The organism is Pseudomonas sp. AN3A02, assembly GCF_011765255.1.
Classification (GTDB): domain Bacteria; phylum Pseudomonadota; class Gammaproteobacteria; order Pseudomonadales; family Pseudomonadaceae; genus Aquipseudomonas.
Map to the genome: position 1 here is coordinate 404255 of NZ_JAARNI010000002.1, position 15810 is coordinate 420064.

Here is a 15810-nt window from a genome sequence, read left to right on the forward strand (position 1 = left end):
GAACCACATTGGTTTATCAGTAAAAAATTAAATACCTACAAAGTGGCGCCCATTTGAATACGCCAAATCGGTATTAACAAAGACACATCCCTTCAAACTTTTTATCCAAATGCCCCTGTGACCAGGACTTCACCGCTTGACATAACTTCCCACGCTAAAGCACACGCCCGTCCCACCCTACCGTCACATGGCGCGGCAACTCCCGCCGATGCTGCAACAACCACGCATCCAGCGTATGCCCCACATGAGTGAGCACACCCAACTGCGCGCCGACCTCATCAATACACTGCAACGCCAGCGTCAGGTCATTGTGATTACGCGGTGCCTGCGGTTGCGGCGGCATGGAGCAGTCGAGCACCAGCACGTCCAACGGTTCGCGTTGCAGCCAGTCGCGAGTAGCGGGTGGCAGGCCGACGGTGTCGGTGAGGTAGGCGATGCGCCGCCCTTCTCCTTCCAGCAGATAACCCAAGGTGGGTTTGGAATGCACCAACGGCAATGCAGTGACGCTCAGCTCACCCAGCCGGCGGGTTTCAAACTCGGCAAATGGTTGGCTGAAATCGAGGATGCCGGGGTGCTTGTACAGGTCGGACAACCCTTCCGGATCCACCGGCCCATGCACTGGAATCACCAGCCCTTGCCCCCACCGCAAGTGCAGCAGGCCTTGGGCGTGATCGGCGTGGTAGTGGGTCTGGATAATCCCGTTGAAACTGCGCGGCGGGAAGCGTTCGGTGAGGTCGGGCAACCCGCTGTCGATCAACCAGCGCTGGTCGCCGCACTCGATCAGCGCGCTGCATGGGCGACGCCGCAGGCTCTCGTCGCGGCGGGCCAAATCACAGGCCGCGCACTCACAGCCATACACCGGGACTTGCCGCGCGTCGCCGGTGCCCAGCAGGGTCAGGCGCATGCTGGTTGCCCGTCGAGGCAGCCCAGCAGACGCTCGACCGTGTGTTCCAGTTGGCCGGAATTATCGAGCAGGAACACATCTGGAGCAGCGCTCAAACCTTCGGCGAATCGCGCATTGCGTGCGAGCCGCAGATCAATCTCCGCCAGGGATTCGCGGCCCCGTGCCAGCAAACGCTGGCGCAAAACGCCTTGATCCACCGTCAGCAACACCACCAGCAGGTTCGGATAACGCAACCGGGTTTGCGCCAGGTGACCGCGAGAACCGTTGACCAGCACATCATCTCCCGCCGCCAGCCACCCATCGATTTCCCGGGGGATGCCGTAGGACAGGCCGTTGGCGTGCCAACTGAGGGCAAAGGCGCCCTCGGCCTCCATGGCGGCAAACTGCGCCGGGCTCACACCCTGCGCCGCTTCGCCCACCGCTTCCGCCGAGCGGGTGATGACCCGTCGCACAATGCGGCAGCCACGCTCGGCCAAACGCGGGCGTGCGGCATCCAGCAGGCTGTCCTTGCCCGAACCCGATGGTCCGATGAGATAGATCAACCTGCCTGCCATCAAAACACCCTCTTCGCTTGTCGCCAGACTTGTTGGACCACTGGCAGTCCGTCGCGGCTTTTTTTGGCTTGCACCAGGTCGGCCCTCAGGCCCACGGCGATTTCGCCGCGATCCCTCAGGCCCGCCGCTTGTGCGGGCGCCAGGCTGATCATCTTGACCGCCCGGGAAAGGTCGCCGCCGTCCTGTTGATCGGCCAGCACGAACGCCGCCTGCAACAGGCTGGCCGGGTAGTAGTCACTGGAAAGTATATCCAGCAATCCTTCAGCAGCCAGGCCGGCGGCGGCCACATTACCCGAGTGGGACCCGCCACGCACCACGTTCGGCGCACCCATCAGAACTTTCATGTTCAGTTGCTGGCAGCCACGCGCCGCTTCCAGGGTGGTGGGGAATTCAGCGATGGTCATGCCATAGCGCGCCGACTCCTCGACATGCGCCAACGTCGCGTCGTCATGGCTCGCCACCGACAGCCCGCGTTCCAGGCAATGCTCGACGATAGCGGCGCGGTAGCGGTCGCTGTATTCCTTCGAGTTGGCCATCTGCAGCTTGATGAACGCGTCCATGGTCTCGTCGTTCAGGTGGTACTTGCCCATGTAGTACTCACGGTACTTGGATTCGAGCACGAACTGGCGCTGGCCCGGCGAGTGGTCCATCACCGACACCAGGCGCACCAGCGGGTTTTCCACCAGGTCGCGGAATACGCTCAAAGTGTCGGGATGGCACAGTTCGCAGCGCAGGTGCAGGCGGTGTTCGGCGCGGGTCAGGCCGGCGCTTTCTGCCGAGGCGATGGCGTTGAGCATCGCTGGTAGCTTCTGCATGCGGTTGCCCTTGGGGTTCACATCGCCGATGGACACCGCGTCGAACACCGTGGTGATGCCGGCCGCGATGATCTGCGCGTCGTGGCTGAGCACCGCCGAAGTCGACGGCCAGTCCACGCCGGGGCGCGGGGTCATGTGTTTTTCCAGGTTGTCGGTGTGCAATTCCACCAGGCCCGGCAGCAGGAAGTCACCGTCCAGGTCCTGGGCTTGGGGCAGTTGGCTGCGGCCTTCGGCGATGTCGACGATCAGCCCGTCGCGCAGCATCACGCTGCCAAGGAACACACGGTCAGTCGTCACCAGTTGGGCATTGCTGAGGATCTGTTCAGCGGGCATGGGCGTATTCCTCTTGGGCAACAGGCGCGGGGGTCATGTCGAAATGGCGGTCGGCAACCGCTTCACGGGCGGCGCGGTCGTGGAAGATGCCGATCAGTGCGGCACCGGCAGCCTTGGCTTCGTTCATCAGCTCCAGCACGACCTGACGGTTGCTGTCGTCGAGGGACGCGGTGGGTTCGTCCAGCAGCATCACTGGCCAATCCACCATGAAGCCGCGGGCGATGTTGACCCGCTGCTGCTCGCCACCGGAGAACGTGCCGGGTGCCAATTGCCAAAGGCGCTGGGGAATGTTCAGGCGGGTCAGCAGATGTTCGGCACGCGACTGTGCATTGGCCTTCGACCAGCCACGGGCCAGGGCCGGCTCCATCACCACATCCAGGCACGCCACGCGCGGAATCACCCGCAGAAACTGGCTGACGTAGCCCAGGGTCTGCTGGCGTACTTGCAGAATGTCCCGAGGCTCGGCGCCTACCAGTTCCAGCCACTCACCGGCATGCCGCACACGAATGCTGCCGCCCGCCGGTAGATAGTTACCGTACAAGGTGCGCAGCAGCGTGCTTTTACCGGCGCCGGACTGGCCGTGCAGCACCAGGCACTCACCGCCTTTCACACTGAATTCCACCCCGCGCAGCACGTTCAGCACCACGCCGTTCTGCTGGTGCAAGGTGAAGGTTTTCGAGAGGTCACGGACCTCGATCAAGGCATTCATCATGGCTGCAATACCGAAGACACCAGCAGTTGAGAGTAAGGGTGCTGTGGATCGTCGAGGATCTGGTCCGTCAGCCCGGTTTCCACCACACGGGAACGGCGCATCACCATCAGGCGGTCCGCCAGCAGGCGCGCCACGGCGAGGTCATGGGTCACGATCACCACCGCCAGATCCAGCTCGCGAACGAGGCCGCGCAGCAGGTCGAGCAAGCGGGCTTGTACCGATACATCCAGGCCGCCAGTGGGTTCGTCCATAAACACAAGGCGCGGGCTGGAGACCAGGTTGCGGGCGATTTGCAGGCGCTGTTGCATGCCGCCGGAGAAGGTCCGGGGCAAGTCATCAATACGCTGCGGGTCGATTTCCACCTGACCGAGCCAGTCGAGGCCGGCGCCGCGCAGTTGCTCATAGTTGCGCACGCCTTGAGCCATCAAGCGCTCGCCAATGTTGGCGCCGGCCGACACACCCATGCGCAAACCGTCCCGTGGGTTTTGCTCGACAAAGCCCCACTCGGTGCGCAGCAAGGTGCGGCGCTCGGCTTCGCTGGCGCTGTACAAATCCAGCCACTCGCCGTCCTTGCCGCGATAGCCGATGTTGCCGGCCTGCGGTGGCAAACGACCGCTGAGCAACGAGAGCAAGGTGGATTTACCCGAGCCCGACTCGCCGACAATCCCCAGCACTTCGCCGGGGTACAAATCGAAGCTGACGTCCTGGCAGCCCTTCTCTTCGCCGTATAACAACGACAGGTCACGCACTTGCAAAAGAGGCTGGCTCACTGGTTGTTCTCCTTCACCCGTTGGGCGCAGTACCAGGTGTCGGAACACACAAAACTCTGGGTACCGGCGTCGTCGAGAATCAGCTCATCGAGGAACGATTCATGGCTGCCGCAGATCGCGCAGTTGTGTTCCCACTTCTGCACTTCGAACGGATGGTCTTCAAAGTCCAGGCTGGTGACCTGGGTGTACGGCGGCACCGCGTACAAGCGCTTTTCGCGACCGGCACCGAACAGCATCAGCGCCGGGCTCATGTCGAGTTTCGGATTGTCGAATTTAGGGATCGGCGACGGGTCCATCACGTAGCGTTTATCCACCATCACCGGGTAGGCATAGCTGGTGGCGATATGGCCGAAGGTCGCGATATCCTCGTAGAGTTTGACGTGCATCACCCCGTAATCATTGAGGGCGTGCATGGTGCGGGTCTCGGTTTCCGACGGCTCGATAAAGCGCAGCGGCTCGGGAATCGGCACTTGGTAAACCATGATCTGGTCGGCGTGCAACGGGGTTTCCGGGATGCGGTGACGGGTCTGGATCACCGTGGCGTCCGGGGTGCTTTCGGTGGTGGCGACGCCAGCGGTGCGCGCGAAAAAGCGGCGGATCGAGACGGCGTTGGTGGTGTCGTCGGCGCCCTGGTCAATGACCTTGAGCACATCGTCAGCTCCCAGAATCGCGGCGGTCAGTTGCATGCCGCCGGTGCCCCAACCGTAAGGCAGCGGCATCTCGCGGCCACCGAACGGCACCTGGTAACCGGGGATCGCCACGGCCTTGAGCAAGGCGCGGCGGATCATGCGTTTGGTCTGCTCGTCGAGGTAGGCGAAGTTGTACGCCGGGTCACGCGCAGGTGTTTGGGTCAGGTCATTCATGGCGCGTGCCCTCGGCCGGTTGGCGCAGTTTGCGGATCAGTTCCAGCTCGGACTGGAAGTCCACGTAGTGAGGCAATTTGAGGTGGGAAACGAAGCCCGCCGCCTCGACGTTGTCGCAGTGCGACAGCACGAATTCTTCCTGCTGCGCGGGCGAGACGATCTCTTCGTTGAACTCGTTGGCGCGCAACGAGCGGTCCACCAACGCCATGCCCATGGCCTTGCGCTCGGCATGCCCAAAGGCCAAACCGTAGCCCCGGGTGAACTGCGCCAGCTCGGTGGCCGAGCCGACGAACTGGTTGACCATCTCGCACTCGGTGACTTCGATGCTGCCCAGGCAGATCGGGAAACCCAGCTCTTCCGGATCGATCCACACCTCGACGTCACCGATGCGAATCTCACCGGCAAACGGGTGGTTGCGGCCGTAACCACGTTGGGTCGAGTAACCCAGCGCCAGCAGGAAACCTTCATCGCCACGGGCCAGGGCTTGCAGGCGCTGAGCGCGGTTGGCCGGGTATTCCAGCGGGTCGCGGGTGATGTCGGCGACGCTGCCGGTGTCGTCGGATTCGTTCTTGATCAGGCCTTCTTTAGCCAACAAACCCAGGACTCTCGGGCATGCTTCCAGGGTCGCCTCCGCTGTGGTTTGCGGGCCTGGGTATTCACCTTCTGCCAGCAGCGCGAAGTCCAACAGACGGTGGGTGTAATCGAAAGTCGGGCCCAGCAGTTGCCCGCCCGGCACGTCCTTGAAGGTGGCCGACAACCGCCGGCTCAGTGACATCTGCGCGGTATCGATCGGCAGGCTCGGGCTGAAGCGCGGCAACGTGGTGCGGTAAGCCCGCAACAGGAAGATCGCTTCCACCAGATCCCCCGCCGCTTGCTTGATCGCCAGCGCGGCCAGCTCTGTGTCGTACAGCGAGCCTTCGCTCATCACCCGGGCGACCGCCAGCGGCAGTTGCTCGCGGATCTGCTCGACGCTCAGCTCTGGGATGGAGGTATCACCCCGGCGTTTTTTCGCCAGCAGGCGGTGGGCATTGTCGATGGCCTGTTCGCCACCCTTGACGGCTACGTACATCAGGCATGCTCCTGTGCAATTCGGGTGCTGCGTGGCAGGCCGATCAGGTGATGGCCAGCGGCGAACAACACATCCAGGCCACGGGGAAACGTCTCGCGGCGTTGACGTTCGAGCCAGAATGCTTGGGGCACCGGCAGGTTGACCTGACGCTGGGTCTTGATCCCCGGGCCGCGCCAGTTCAAGGCGCGACCGGCTTCCAGGTCGGTCAACTGGACCAGCAAGGTGCAGGACTGATCGGGGTAGCGGTCATTGCCGTGGTCGAAGCCGCTGAGGTCGAGCAAGTCCTGTTCACCGAGCAAGGCGAACGCGGCCTCTTCCCGGTTGGCGGTCAGCGGGCAGCCGCAGTGGAACGCCAGGTTGGCGCGAATCAGCGGCGTGTCGAAGCACGGTGCCAGCCACAGCGGCGTGTCCATGTCCAACAACGCCAGGCACAGCGCGTAGGTGGCCGGCGCCAGGCCTTCAAGGCTTGGGGCGGCGGGCAAGGACTGGATCAAACCGGGCTCGGCGAGAGCCTTGAGGGCGCCGCGAAAACCGCGCTGGGCATCCAGCACCGGGTCTACAAAGGCCGGTTGCAAGCGTTGGGCATTCATCAGTTTTCTCCTCGAACCAGGGTGAAGAACTCGACCTTGGTGGCGGCGGTGTCGGCCTCTTTGTGCGCCCGGCGCTCGGCCTGGGCATTGGCCAGTGAGCCAATCAGATCGCTGAGCCAGGGGCTCGGGTGTGCCCCCTGCAAATGCGCATCCGCCAGGGCCGCCAGTTCGGCATGGACCTTGTCGCGCCCGGCCAGGTAGCTGTAGCCGGTGCGCCCGTCAGCCAGGCGCACCACGCAGCGGGTCACGCTCATTTCACCAACGTTGAACGGCGCGCCGTTGCCGCCCATGCGGCCGCGTACCAGGGTCATGCCGATTTCCGGGGCGCGGATCAGTTGGTAATCCACGTCGCGCAGGGCGTCTTCATGGGGCAGCAATTCACTGCGAAAGGCGCGGGCGAGCACGCCGATCCAGTGTTGACGCGGGGACAGGTTCATCGGGGTCTCCATCAGGTCACCACTTGGTACTGGAAGCGATCCGAGCGGCTGGTGGACTGCGCCAGCTCCACCGGGCGGCCGTCGCGATCGCGGGAAAGGGTGAATACGGTCAGCGCCGGCAAGTGCCGGGGCATCATCAGCAGCGCGGCTTCGTCACGGTTGGGCAAACGTGCGCCGATCAGGCTTTGGGTGCGGGTCAACGGCATGTCGCGCTCACGCAGGTAGTGGCGCAAGGAGCCGCCGTTGTAGTCCGCCAGCAGCGGCGCATGGCTGGCGCAGTAGCGGTGGCGGATCAGGCTGACCGGCTGGTGGTCGAGCTTGCGCAGGGTTTGCAGCTCGATCATCGGCGCCATCTCGGCGATGCCCAGTTGCTGCGCCTCTTCGCGGCTCGCGAAGCAGTAGCGGCGCTTGAGCAGCATCGCTTCCACGCCCACGCCTTGGGCCGACAACGACTGGCTGTAGGAGGTCTCGGCGCCCATCGGGTAAATCAGCGGGCGGTCCAGCACTTGGGTACCCTTGCCCTGGCGGCGCAACAGGCTGCCTTCGAACACCAGCTCATCGATGGCGCGTCGCAGGGTGTGGCGATTAACACCAAAGCGTTCAGCCAACTGCACCTCGCCCGGCAGAAATTCACCGGCCTGGTAGCTGCTCAGTTCGCGGCGCAGGATGTCGGCGAGTTCGCGGTACACCGGTTCATCTTGTCTAGACAACTGCATGCTTAAAAAAAAGCGCCCTGGGGCACCCCTCCGACGTCAGATGAACTGCTTGCGCAGGCGTTGGGACAACACGTCGATACAGCTCACCACCACGATGATCACCAGCAGCACCGCGCAGGTCTGCACGAACTGGAAGGCGCGGATGTTCTCCCAGAGGATCACGCCGATCCCGCCGGCGCCGACCATCCCCACCACCGTCGCCGAGCGCACGTTGGCTTCGAAGCGGTAGAGCGCGTAGGACACCCACAGCGGCATCACTTGCGGGATCACGCCGTAGATCACCTCTTGCAAGGCACTGGCGCCGGTGGCTCTTACACCTTCAACCGGGCCCGGGTCGATGGCTTCGACGGCTTCGGCAAACAGCTTGGCGAGGACGCCGGTGGTGCTGATCCACAAGGCCAGGACACCCGCGAAAGGACCGAGGCCCACCGCGACCACGAACAACATGGCGAACACCATTTCGTTGATCGAACGGAACGCATCCATCACCCGGCGCAGTGGCTGGTGGATCCACCAAGGCGTGATGTTGTCGGCGCACAGGATGCCCAGCGGCACCGAGCAGACAATCGCCAGTACCGTGCCCCAGAGGGCGATTTGCACGGTGACGATCATCTCCTTGAGGTAGGAGCGCCATTCGTGGAAGTCCGGCGGGAAGAAGTCGGCGGCGAAGGTCGCCATGTTTCCGGAATCGCGGTACAGCGCCAGCGGGTTCATTTCGGCGCCGTGCCAGGCCCAGGCCAGCAGGATCAGGAACAGACCCCAACCGAGGTACTGCGGCCAGGTGCGTTTGCCTACGGCTTCAGCGTGCAGTGTGGTCATGAATCCCTCTCAATGACTTACTGTAGGAGCGAGCTTGCTCGCGAAGGTCGTTAACGATGACGCGGGCACCCTGAATGAGCGCGGTGCCCTGACGTTTTTCGCGAGCAAGCTCGCTCCTGCAGTGGGGTGGGTTAGCCGTTGGCGGCAGTCTTCTTGTCCAGTTCGGTGATGCGTTGTTGCAACTTGGCGAGGTCGGCGTCGATATCCGCGAGCTTCTTGGTCTTGTCGGCGGCTTCCAGCTTGTCGTCGGCGCTGATGGTGGTGCGCTGCTTGAACAGCTCCAGCTGGCGGATCGGCAATAGTTGGTCGTCACTGGACTTGAGGAACTTGCCCAGTTGCATGTTCTTCAACACGGCCTTCTCTTCGTCGGTGTCACCGTAGTTGGCGAAGAAGTCGCGGATCTTGGTCTTCTCGCTGTCGCTCAGGGCCTTGCTCCACACCATCGGGTCGGCGGGGATCAGCGGTGATTTCCAGATCACCTTGAGCATGGCGGCCTTGTCTGGCTGGGTGACTTCCAGGCGGTCCCAGCTTTCGGTGTTGAAGGTGGCGACGTCCAGTTGCCCCTTGGCTACGCTCAGTGCGTTGACTTCATGGCTGGAGTTGAGGGTGCGCTTGAAGGCGGTAGCGGCGTCGACGTGGTTCTTGGCGAACACGTAGTAGCCGGGCACCAGGTAGCCCGAGGTGGAGTTCGGGTCACCGTTGCCGAAGGTCAGGTTCTTGGCGTTCTTGAGCATGTCTTCAACGTTGTTGATCGGGCTGTCCTTGCGCACGATCAGCACGCTCCAGTAACCGGCAGCCCCGTTGGCGGCGGCGGTCTGGGCGAAGATTTCGCCGTTGGAACGGTCCACCGCTTCCATCGCGGCCTTGTTGCCCAGCCAGGCCACGTCGACCTTGTTGAAGCGCATGCCCTGGATCAGGCCGGCGTAGTCGGAGGCGAAGGTGGCGTTGATGGTGAGGCCGGTCTTCTTGTGCATGTCATCCAAAAATGGCTGCCAGATGCTCTTGAGGTTCTGCGAAGACTCGGTGGACATAATGCCGAAATTGATCGCCTTGTCGGCGGCCTGGGCATTGCCCATGGCCACGCTGGCTAACAGCACGGCGGACAGAAACACATGACCGATACGGTTCAACATGGAGAGGATTCCTGTGGGTCGTTGGAGGGTTTCAAGCGCGAGCCAGGGCCAACCGTGCGGGGACGACGGGTGTGCGGGTCTGGTCGGAAAACATCAGGCTGGTGTCGACATCGGCACCGTACAAATCATTGAGGAACTGGCTGCTCAGCTCGCTGGCGTGGCCATCGAAGTGAATCCGCCCGCCCTTGAGCGCGACGGCTCGGGGGCAATAACGCATGGCGTAATCAACCTGGTGCAGGGTGACCACCACGGTCTTGCCGTCGCGGCCGTTGATGTCGGCGAGGATCTCCATGACCTTGCGCGCCGACTCCGGGTCCAGCGAAGCGATAGGTTCATCCGCCAGGATCACTTCGGCGCGTTGCGTCAAAGCGCGGGCAATGGCTACGCGTTGCTGCTGGCCGCCGGACAAGGTAGAGGCGCGTTGCGCGGCCAGGTCAGCCAGGCCGACGCGGGCCAGGGATTCCATGGCGAACTGTTTTTCCTCGGTGTTGAACAAACCGAGGTTGCCACGCCAGCGCGGCATGCGGCCCAGACAACCGAGCAGCACGTTGTCGAGCACGCTCAGGCGGTTGACCAGGTTGAACTGCTGGAAGATGTAGCCGATGTCGGCGCGCAGGCGCCGCACCTTGCCATTCAACCGCCCGCCGGCCTGCACTTCCCGGCCCAGCACCTTGACGCTGCCGCCGTTGCTCTTGTCGCAACAGGCCAGGCCCGCGAGGTGGCGCAGCAAGGTCGACTTGCCGGAGCCCGAAGCGCCAATCAGCGCGACCATCTCACCGGTGGCGACGGTGAGTTCGAGGTCGACCAGCGCGGATTTCTTCGCAAAGGTCTTGTTCAGATGATCGACATGGATAGCTGGAGTCATGGGCTTCTCTGTCTGGTTGAACAGCCGTCCGTGGCTGCGTTTGAGTTCAAACGACAGTAGGCGCGGGCTGTGTCAGCCCTATGACTTGCACATGACTGGAGTAAAACCGTTTGATGAAGGTTTGATGAAAGGTTGGAACTGACGCTGAATACCTAACCTGTGGCGAGGGAGCTTGCTCCCGCTGGGCTGCGCAGCGGCCCCAAGCCTGGGTGACACGGTCTGTCAGATGTACTGAGGTGGCTGACTTGGGCCTGCTTCGCAGTCCAGCGGGAGCAAGCCCCCTCGCCACAAGGTCTTCGCCCGGCATTGGAAATGTGCCGGACTGTGGTGCAATAGCTGGCCGCCAATATGTGCAAGAGGGCAACGTGATGGGAAAAGACAAGGCATGTCCGGTCGTTCTGCGAACCCGCCAATCGCTGGAAATCCTCGCATTCAAACACCCCCTGGCAGGCCTTCAACTGGTCAAGGGCAGCGTGGAGCCTGGCGAAAGCACCGACGCAGCTGCGATTCGGGAATTACAGGAAGAAGCCGGGATAACCGGCAAGGTGATACGTGACCTGGGCACTTGGCACTCAGCGTCCACGGGGCATACATGGGCCTTTCATCAATGCCAGGTCGCAGAAGAGACACCAGATACCTGGACCTATTTTGCAGAGGATGATGGCGGCCATGAGTTCCGGTTCTTCTGGCACTCGCTTGCGAGCGAACCGTCAGAAGAGTGGCATCAGGTGTTTAAAGATGCCTTGGAGTTTCTAAAGCCGCGCCTTTCCGAAGTATCGCTTCAAGAATAATCAAGATCCCGGTAGATCCGTGATTTTTCCTACGATCTCTATGGCTTGCAGCAGCCTTAACTCGCCGCTAGCCTCTCCAAGTCGCTGCTCATCAGCGATCGGGTTTGGTCGCCCGGGTTAGAATGGCGCACAGTGCCGCGCAAGCGGCATTATCGTGTTCGCTTTATGGCGAGCTGTGCGTGGGAGGGCTCTGGCCCTGCCGGGTTTTCCATTCCCTGGTCGACCAACCTGCGTACAGCTCGCCACCCACCTGCTTGGTCGCAGATGTGGTGAGCTCCAACTGAATGGAGAGTCATTGCATGTACAAGGTCACGCCCAATCCGCCAGAAACGTCTGGCTCCAAGTCTGAAAAAACCAAGCTCCAGGACGCCGCCCAGCGGGCCATCGATCACTACCTGAAACCCGCCGAAACCAAAGCGTCCACCAATGAAAAAAACCACTTTAGTCTGTTCACCGTATCAGCCAACGTTGAAACGGAAGCACTGCTGAGCAACGCCTACGAAACACTCCAGTCTGCCAATGCAATGGCGTTGGACCTTTCCGAAAACATTGATGGCAAAGACCGCAGCCTGGTATTGGCGATGCAACAACTGCTGGAGTTGGGATTGTTGTTGGTGGATAGAGCGCTGGATCGAGAGTGCCCGGTGGCCTGATCAAAACGACAGTAGGCGCGGGCCGTGTCAGACCTATGACTTGCACATGACTGGAGTAAAACCGTTTGATGAAGGTTTAATGAAAGGTTGGAAGTAGCTGTAGGACTTTGATCGTTCCCACGCTCTGCGTGGGAATGCCGCCTTTGACGCTCTGCGTCCAGCTGGGGATGCAAGGTTGAAGTCTTGTGCAGTGGTGACGCGGAGCGTCACGGGAGGCATTCCCACGCAGAGCGTGGGAACGATCCAATGGCGCAGTTATTGGTGGATGAGGCGCTTAACCGAGAGTGCCCGGTGGCTTGATCAAAACCGAAATCCAACTGGCAACATAAATTCAATGTGGGAGCGGGCTTGCTCGCGAATGCAGAGGGTCAGTCAATACATCGGGTGACTGATCCACCGCTTTCGCGAGCAAGCCCGCTCCCACATTTTGATCTGCATCAGGTTCAAATTCGTCGGTGTCATTTAGCCGTGCGGGCGCGCAATCGCGGCATTACAAAATCCAGAAACGCCCGCAGCTTCAGCGGCAACGGCGACTGCCCTTTGTGCACCAGGCTAATGGGCAGCGGCGCCGACTCAAACGCCTCAAGCACCACCGCCAAAGACTCCTCCCGCACCGCATCCGCCACTTGATACGACAGCACTCGAATCACCCCAACCCCCAACGTCGCCGCCGCAATCGCCGCTTCTGCGGTGTTCACCGACAACCGCGAATGCACCGGTACCGAGAGCCCGGTTTTACCCGCGCCAAATCCCCACGCCCCTTGGGATGCCAGCACTTCGAAAGTGATGCAGTCATGTCCCGCCAAGTCCTGGGGTTCGCCTGGTACACCGCGAGCGGCCAGGTACGCCGGGCTGGCACACACCACCCGCCGCACCGTGCCGACCTGCATGGCCTTCAGCGAGCTGTCGGGCAACTCACCAATCCGTACCGCCACGTCGCAGTGTTCTTCCATCAGGTGCACGACGCGGTCGGTGAGGATCAGGTTGATGTCGATCTCCGGGTACTGCGCCAGAAATTCCGCCACCACCGGCACGATGTGCAGCCGCCCGAAGACCACGGGCGCGGTGACCACCAGTTCGCCCCGGGGCTGAGAGTATTCGCCAGTGGCCGCGCGCTCGGCCTCGCTGATGTCTTCAAGAATGCGCCGGCATGCGTCGAGGTAAGAGGCGCCGGCATCGGTCAACGACAGCTGGCGCGTGGTGCGGTGCAGCAGGCGGGTTTTCAGGTGCGTCTCAAGTTCAGCCACCTTGCGGCTGACGCTGGCCAGCGGCATGTCGAGGCGCCGCGCCGCAGCCGTCAGGCTGCCTGCATCAACCACGGCAACGAAGATGGACATGGATTCAAGACGGTTCATGGAAACCTATCAAATTCTGGAAGGATGATTCCAAATCCTAGGGGATTATCCTGCCAAGCGCGAGTGCGTAACGTTGGCCACTCATCTCCGCCCCCGGAGACCTGCATTGAAGGAGAGCGCCGTGAGTGGCCAACCGATTACTTACCAAAGTCCTGCAGCGCCTGCGGTCGCGCCGCGCGGCAAGATCCTTATGATGGCGGTGATCGCCGGCGCGGTGATCACCAATATTTACTGCACCCAGCCGATCCTGCCGCTGATCGCCTCGGACATGGGCGTGGACGTAACCACCGTGGACCTGGTGGCCGGTTCCGCCCTGCTGGGGTTTGCCACCGGCCTGGCATTGCTGTTGCCGATGGGCGACCGCTTTGACCGGCGCAAACTGGTGCTGGGGCAGATCGCGCTGGCGTTCTGTTTCGCCCTGGCGGCGGCGTTTTCACCGGGCATCTGGGCGTTGGTCGCGGCGTCATTTGGCTTGGGGATTGTGAGCTGTGTACCGCAGCAACTGGTGCCGTTCGCAGCCGTGATGTCACAGCCACACGAACGTGGGCGCAATGTGGGAACGGTGGTCAGCGGGATCATGGTCGGGATTCTGCTCGGGCGTACTATCGCCGGCGTGGTCGGTGAGGCTTATGGCTGGCGGGCGGTGTACGCGATGGAAGCGGCCTTCATGGTTCCGGTGTGGATCGCCGCCGCCAAGCTGCTGCCACGGGGCGTGCCCAGCACTGACCTGTCCTACCCTCGCCTGCTGGCGTCGCTGTGGCCGCTGATGCGCGACAACAGCCCGATTCGCCAATCGATGATGGTGCAGGCGTTGTTGTGGGCTTGCTTCAATGCGTTCTGGGTGAATCTGGCGGCGTTGTTGGCCCACGGGCCATGGCAGTTGGGCAGTGCCTGGGCCGGCGGTTTCGGGATTATCGGTGCGGCGGGTGCGCTGGCGGCGTCGCTCGGTGGACGGGCTTCTGACCGATTGGGTTCACGCAAGGTGATTGGGGCGAGTATCGGGATTGTGACTCTGGCATTCCTGCTGCTGGCGGGTGCGGAGAGCTCGATTATCTTGCTGGTGCTGGGGGTGATCGTGCTGGATATCGGGGTGCAGTCGGGGTTAGTTTCCAATCAGACTCGGGCGTTTGCGGTGGACCCGAAAGCTCAGGGCCGCATCAACAGTTTGTACATGACGGCGACGTTTTTTGGCGGCGCGGTGGGTGCCACGGTCAGCGGCTGGTTGATGGCCCGTTTGGGCTGGATGGGGATTGTGGAGTTTGGCGTGGCGCTGGGGGTGATTGCCGGGGTGATCCATTGGCTCAGTGCACCGCACCGCGCCAGGGAACGGGCCTGACTCTATAGTGGGAATACTCCGATAACGACGTATGAAAAACCGCAAACAACAGTAAACACCCGACTTATCCGGCGCCAGTCCTAGGAAACTTCGGAAATTTTCGGTTTATTTTGCCTGGCTAGAACAACCGGGCTATATCTCATCACGAAGTACTATTCCGACCCATGAGAGAGACATACAGAATGAGCTGTATTTTTTGCGACATCGTTCAAGGAGTATCCCCTTCGCACGTCATATGGGAAGACGACAGGCACATGTCGTTCCTATCAATCTTCCCAAACACGCCGGGCTTTACGGTAGTTATCCCAAAAATTCATCATGACAGTTACGCATTCAAGCAGTCGGACTCGACGCTGTGCGAACTCATTGTTGCAGCCAAGAAAACCGCGCTACTGATAGATAAATCCCTGCCAGATGTCGCCCGCACCGGGTTGATCCTGGAGGGATACGGGGTTGACCATCTACACGCGAAGTTGTTTCCAATGCATGGCACTGGCCAAGACAGCACATTCAAAAAGATCAGCTCACGGGTGGACAAGTTCTATGAGGTGTATGAGGGTTATATTTCCTCACACGACTCAAACAGGGCAGATGACGGGGAGCTCGCTGAACTCGCCGCACATATAAGGTCGTTTAAATAAACGACCTTATAGGGTCAGTATCAGTCCCGATAAACAGCCAAATTCATTGCGCGTACTGCTTGCTCAACCCCGGCGGTACGCCATGGACATCGGTCTCTTCCCAAGGCCCGTTCGGGCTGATGGAGCGGCTCCAACCGTTGCTCCAGCGGTAGTAGGTGCGCTGGCGGTAGAACGTATCGGCCTGCTCGTCCAGCACGTACACCTGCATCTTGCCGTCCCAGTGGCTGGCCGCACCCGGTGGCGGTGCGAAGGTCGGCGAGGAGCTCGGCACCGGCTTCGACGGTTTAATCACCGGGCCCGAAGGCTGGGTGCCTGGCTGGGTGCTCGGCTGGGTCGACGGCCCTGTCGGTGGAATGGTCGGCCCGGTAGGCGACGGAGGCCGATGGACCGCACAAGCACTCAACCCCAATACCAGGCTGAGCAGGGTGATACGAGCGATGGCGGTCATGGGCAT

At 61.7% G+C, this 15810-nt stretch carries 19 protein-coding genes; 4 read left to right on the forward strand and 15 right to left on the reverse strand.

Translation table 11 applies throughout. The annotated features are described in order from the left end of the window. Nucleotides 1–154 precede the first annotated feature (154 nt). From phnP to phnC, 13 genes are all read right to left on the reverse strand, one after another. Nucleotides 155–904 (reverse strand): phosphonate metabolism protein PhnP, encoded by a 750-nt coding sequence (gene phnP, locus HBJ59_RS11545; RefSeq protein ID WP_076015191.1) that lies wholly within the window; start codon nt 902–904, stop codon nt 155–157. Continuing rightward, nucleotides 895–1458, reverse strand: a complete 564-nt coding sequence (gene phnN, locus HBJ59_RS11550; protein WP_076015190.1) for a phosphonate metabolism protein/1,5-bisphosphokinase (PRPP-forming) PhnN — start codon at nt 1456–1458, stop codon at nt 895–897. Before phnN ends, phnP begins: the two co-directional genes overlap by 10 nt. Continuing rightward, a complete protein-coding gene (locus tag HBJ59_RS11555; protein ID WP_167663628.1) occupies nt 1458–2606 on the reverse strand; it encodes an alpha-D-ribose 1-methylphosphonate 5-triphosphate diphosphatase in 1149 nt (382 codons plus the stop codon). Before HBJ59_RS11555 ends, phnN begins: the two co-directional genes overlap by 1 nt. Beyond that, on the reverse strand, nt 2596–3315 hold the full coding sequence (gene phnL / locus HBJ59_RS11560; RefSeq protein WP_076015188.1) for a phosphonate C-P lyase system protein PhnL: 720 nt from the start codon (nt 3313–3315) through the stop codon (nt 2596–2598). Before phnL ends, HBJ59_RS11555 begins: the two co-directional genes overlap by 11 nt. Then, nucleotides 3315–4124, reverse strand: coding sequence for a phosphonate C-P lyase system protein PhnK (gene phnK / locus HBJ59_RS11565; protein WP_143503585.1), 810 nt, complete (start codon nt 4122–4124; stop codon nt 3315–3317). The genes phnL and phnK overlap by 1 nt, the downstream gene beginning before the upstream one ends. Beyond that, complete coding sequence (locus HBJ59_RS11570; RefSeq protein ID WP_167663629.1) at nt 4085–4951, reverse strand: alpha-D-ribose 1-methylphosphonate 5-phosphate C-P-lyase PhnJ; 867 nt, start codon at nt 4949–4951, stop codon at nt 4085–4087. The genes phnK and HBJ59_RS11570 overlap by 40 nt, the downstream gene beginning before the upstream one ends. Beyond that, nucleotides 4944–6020, reverse strand: a complete 1077-nt coding sequence (locus tag HBJ59_RS11575; RefSeq protein ID WP_167663630.1) for a carbon-phosphorus lyase complex subunit PhnI — start codon at nt 6018–6020, stop codon at nt 4944–4946. Before HBJ59_RS11575 ends, HBJ59_RS11570 begins: the two co-directional genes overlap by 8 nt. Beyond that, nucleotides 6020–6610, reverse strand: coding sequence for a phosphonate C-P lyase system protein PhnH (phnH, locus tag HBJ59_RS11580; protein ID WP_063028147.1), 591 nt, complete (start codon nt 6608–6610; stop codon nt 6020–6022). The genes HBJ59_RS11575 and phnH overlap by 1 nt, the downstream gene beginning before the upstream one ends. After that, nucleotides 6610–7047 (reverse strand): phosphonate C-P lyase system protein PhnG, encoded by a 438-nt coding sequence (phnG, locus tag HBJ59_RS11585; RefSeq protein WP_167663631.1) that lies wholly within the window; start codon nt 7045–7047, stop codon nt 6610–6612. Before phnG ends, phnH begins: the two co-directional genes overlap by 1 nt. Nucleotides 7048–7058: 11 nt before the next feature. Then, entirely contained in the window at nt 7059–7763 is a 705-nt protein-coding gene (gene phnF, locus HBJ59_RS11590; RefSeq protein WP_023659262.1) for a phosphonate metabolism transcriptional regulator PhnF, read from the reverse strand. 36 nt (nt 7764–7799) lie between these two features. Beyond that, nucleotides 7800–8582 (reverse strand): phosphonate ABC transporter, permease protein PhnE, encoded by a 783-nt coding sequence (phnE, locus tag HBJ59_RS11595; protein WP_003210621.1) that lies wholly within the window; start codon nt 8580–8582, stop codon nt 7800–7802. Nucleotides 8583–8713: 131 nt separating this feature from the next. Continuing rightward, nucleotides 8714–9715 (reverse strand): phosphonate ABC transporter substrate-binding protein, encoded by a 1002-nt coding sequence (phnD, locus tag HBJ59_RS11600; protein WP_167663632.1) that lies wholly within the window; start codon nt 9713–9715, stop codon nt 8714–8716. Nucleotides 9716–9746: 31 nt separating this feature from the next. Further along, complete coding sequence (gene phnC, locus HBJ59_RS11605) at nt 9747–10580, reverse strand: phosphonate ABC transporter ATP-binding protein (protein ID WP_167663633.1); 834 nt, start codon at nt 10578–10580, stop codon at nt 9747–9749. Between the two features lie 368 nt (nt 10581–10948). Here phnC and HBJ59_RS11610 point away from each other — a divergent pair, with 368 nt between their 5' ends. Both HBJ59_RS11610 and HBJ59_RS11615 read left to right on the forward strand, forming a co-directional pair. Then, nucleotides 10949–11371: an NUDIX domain-containing protein gene (locus tag HBJ59_RS11610; RefSeq protein ID WP_167663634.1), complete on the forward strand. Its 423-nt coding sequence runs from the start codon at nt 10949–10951 to the stop codon at nt 11369–11371. Nucleotides 11372–11670: 299 nt separating this feature from the next. Then, nucleotides 11671–12024, forward strand: coding sequence for a DUF6124 family protein (locus tag HBJ59_RS11615; RefSeq protein WP_076015180.1), 354 nt, complete (start codon nt 11671–11673; stop codon nt 12022–12024). Nucleotides 12025–12482: 458 nt separating this feature from the next. Here the strand turns inward: HBJ59_RS11615 and HBJ59_RS11620 are convergent, their stop codons facing one another. Further along, nucleotides 12483–13379 carry a LysR family transcriptional regulator gene (locus HBJ59_RS11620; protein WP_167663635.1) on the reverse strand — a complete coding sequence of 299 codons (897 nt, stop codon included), beginning with the start codon at nt 13377–13379 and terminating at the stop codon, nt 12483–12485. A 106-nt stretch (nt 13380–13485) separates the two neighbouring features. Between HBJ59_RS11620 and HBJ59_RS11625 the strand changes: the two genes are divergently transcribed. Then, nucleotides 13486–14715 carry an MFS transporter gene (locus tag HBJ59_RS11625; protein WP_178124264.1) on the forward strand — a complete coding sequence of 410 codons (1230 nt, stop codon included), beginning with the start codon at nt 13486–13488 and terminating at the stop codon, nt 14713–14715. A 182-nt stretch (nt 14716–14897) separates the two neighbouring features. Beyond that, entirely contained in the window at nt 14898–15356 is a 459-nt protein-coding gene (locus tag HBJ59_RS11630; protein ID WP_167663637.1) for an HIT family protein, read from the forward strand. A gap of 43 nt (nt 15357–15399) precedes the next feature. On the opposite strand, the gene HBJ59_RS11635 is transcribed toward HBJ59_RS11630, so the two are convergent. Beyond that, on the reverse strand, nt 15400–15804 hold the full coding sequence (locus tag HBJ59_RS11635) for a hypothetical protein (RefSeq protein WP_167663638.1): 405 nt from the start codon (nt 15802–15804) through the stop codon (nt 15400–15402). Nucleotides 15805–15810: the final 6 nt, after the last annotated feature.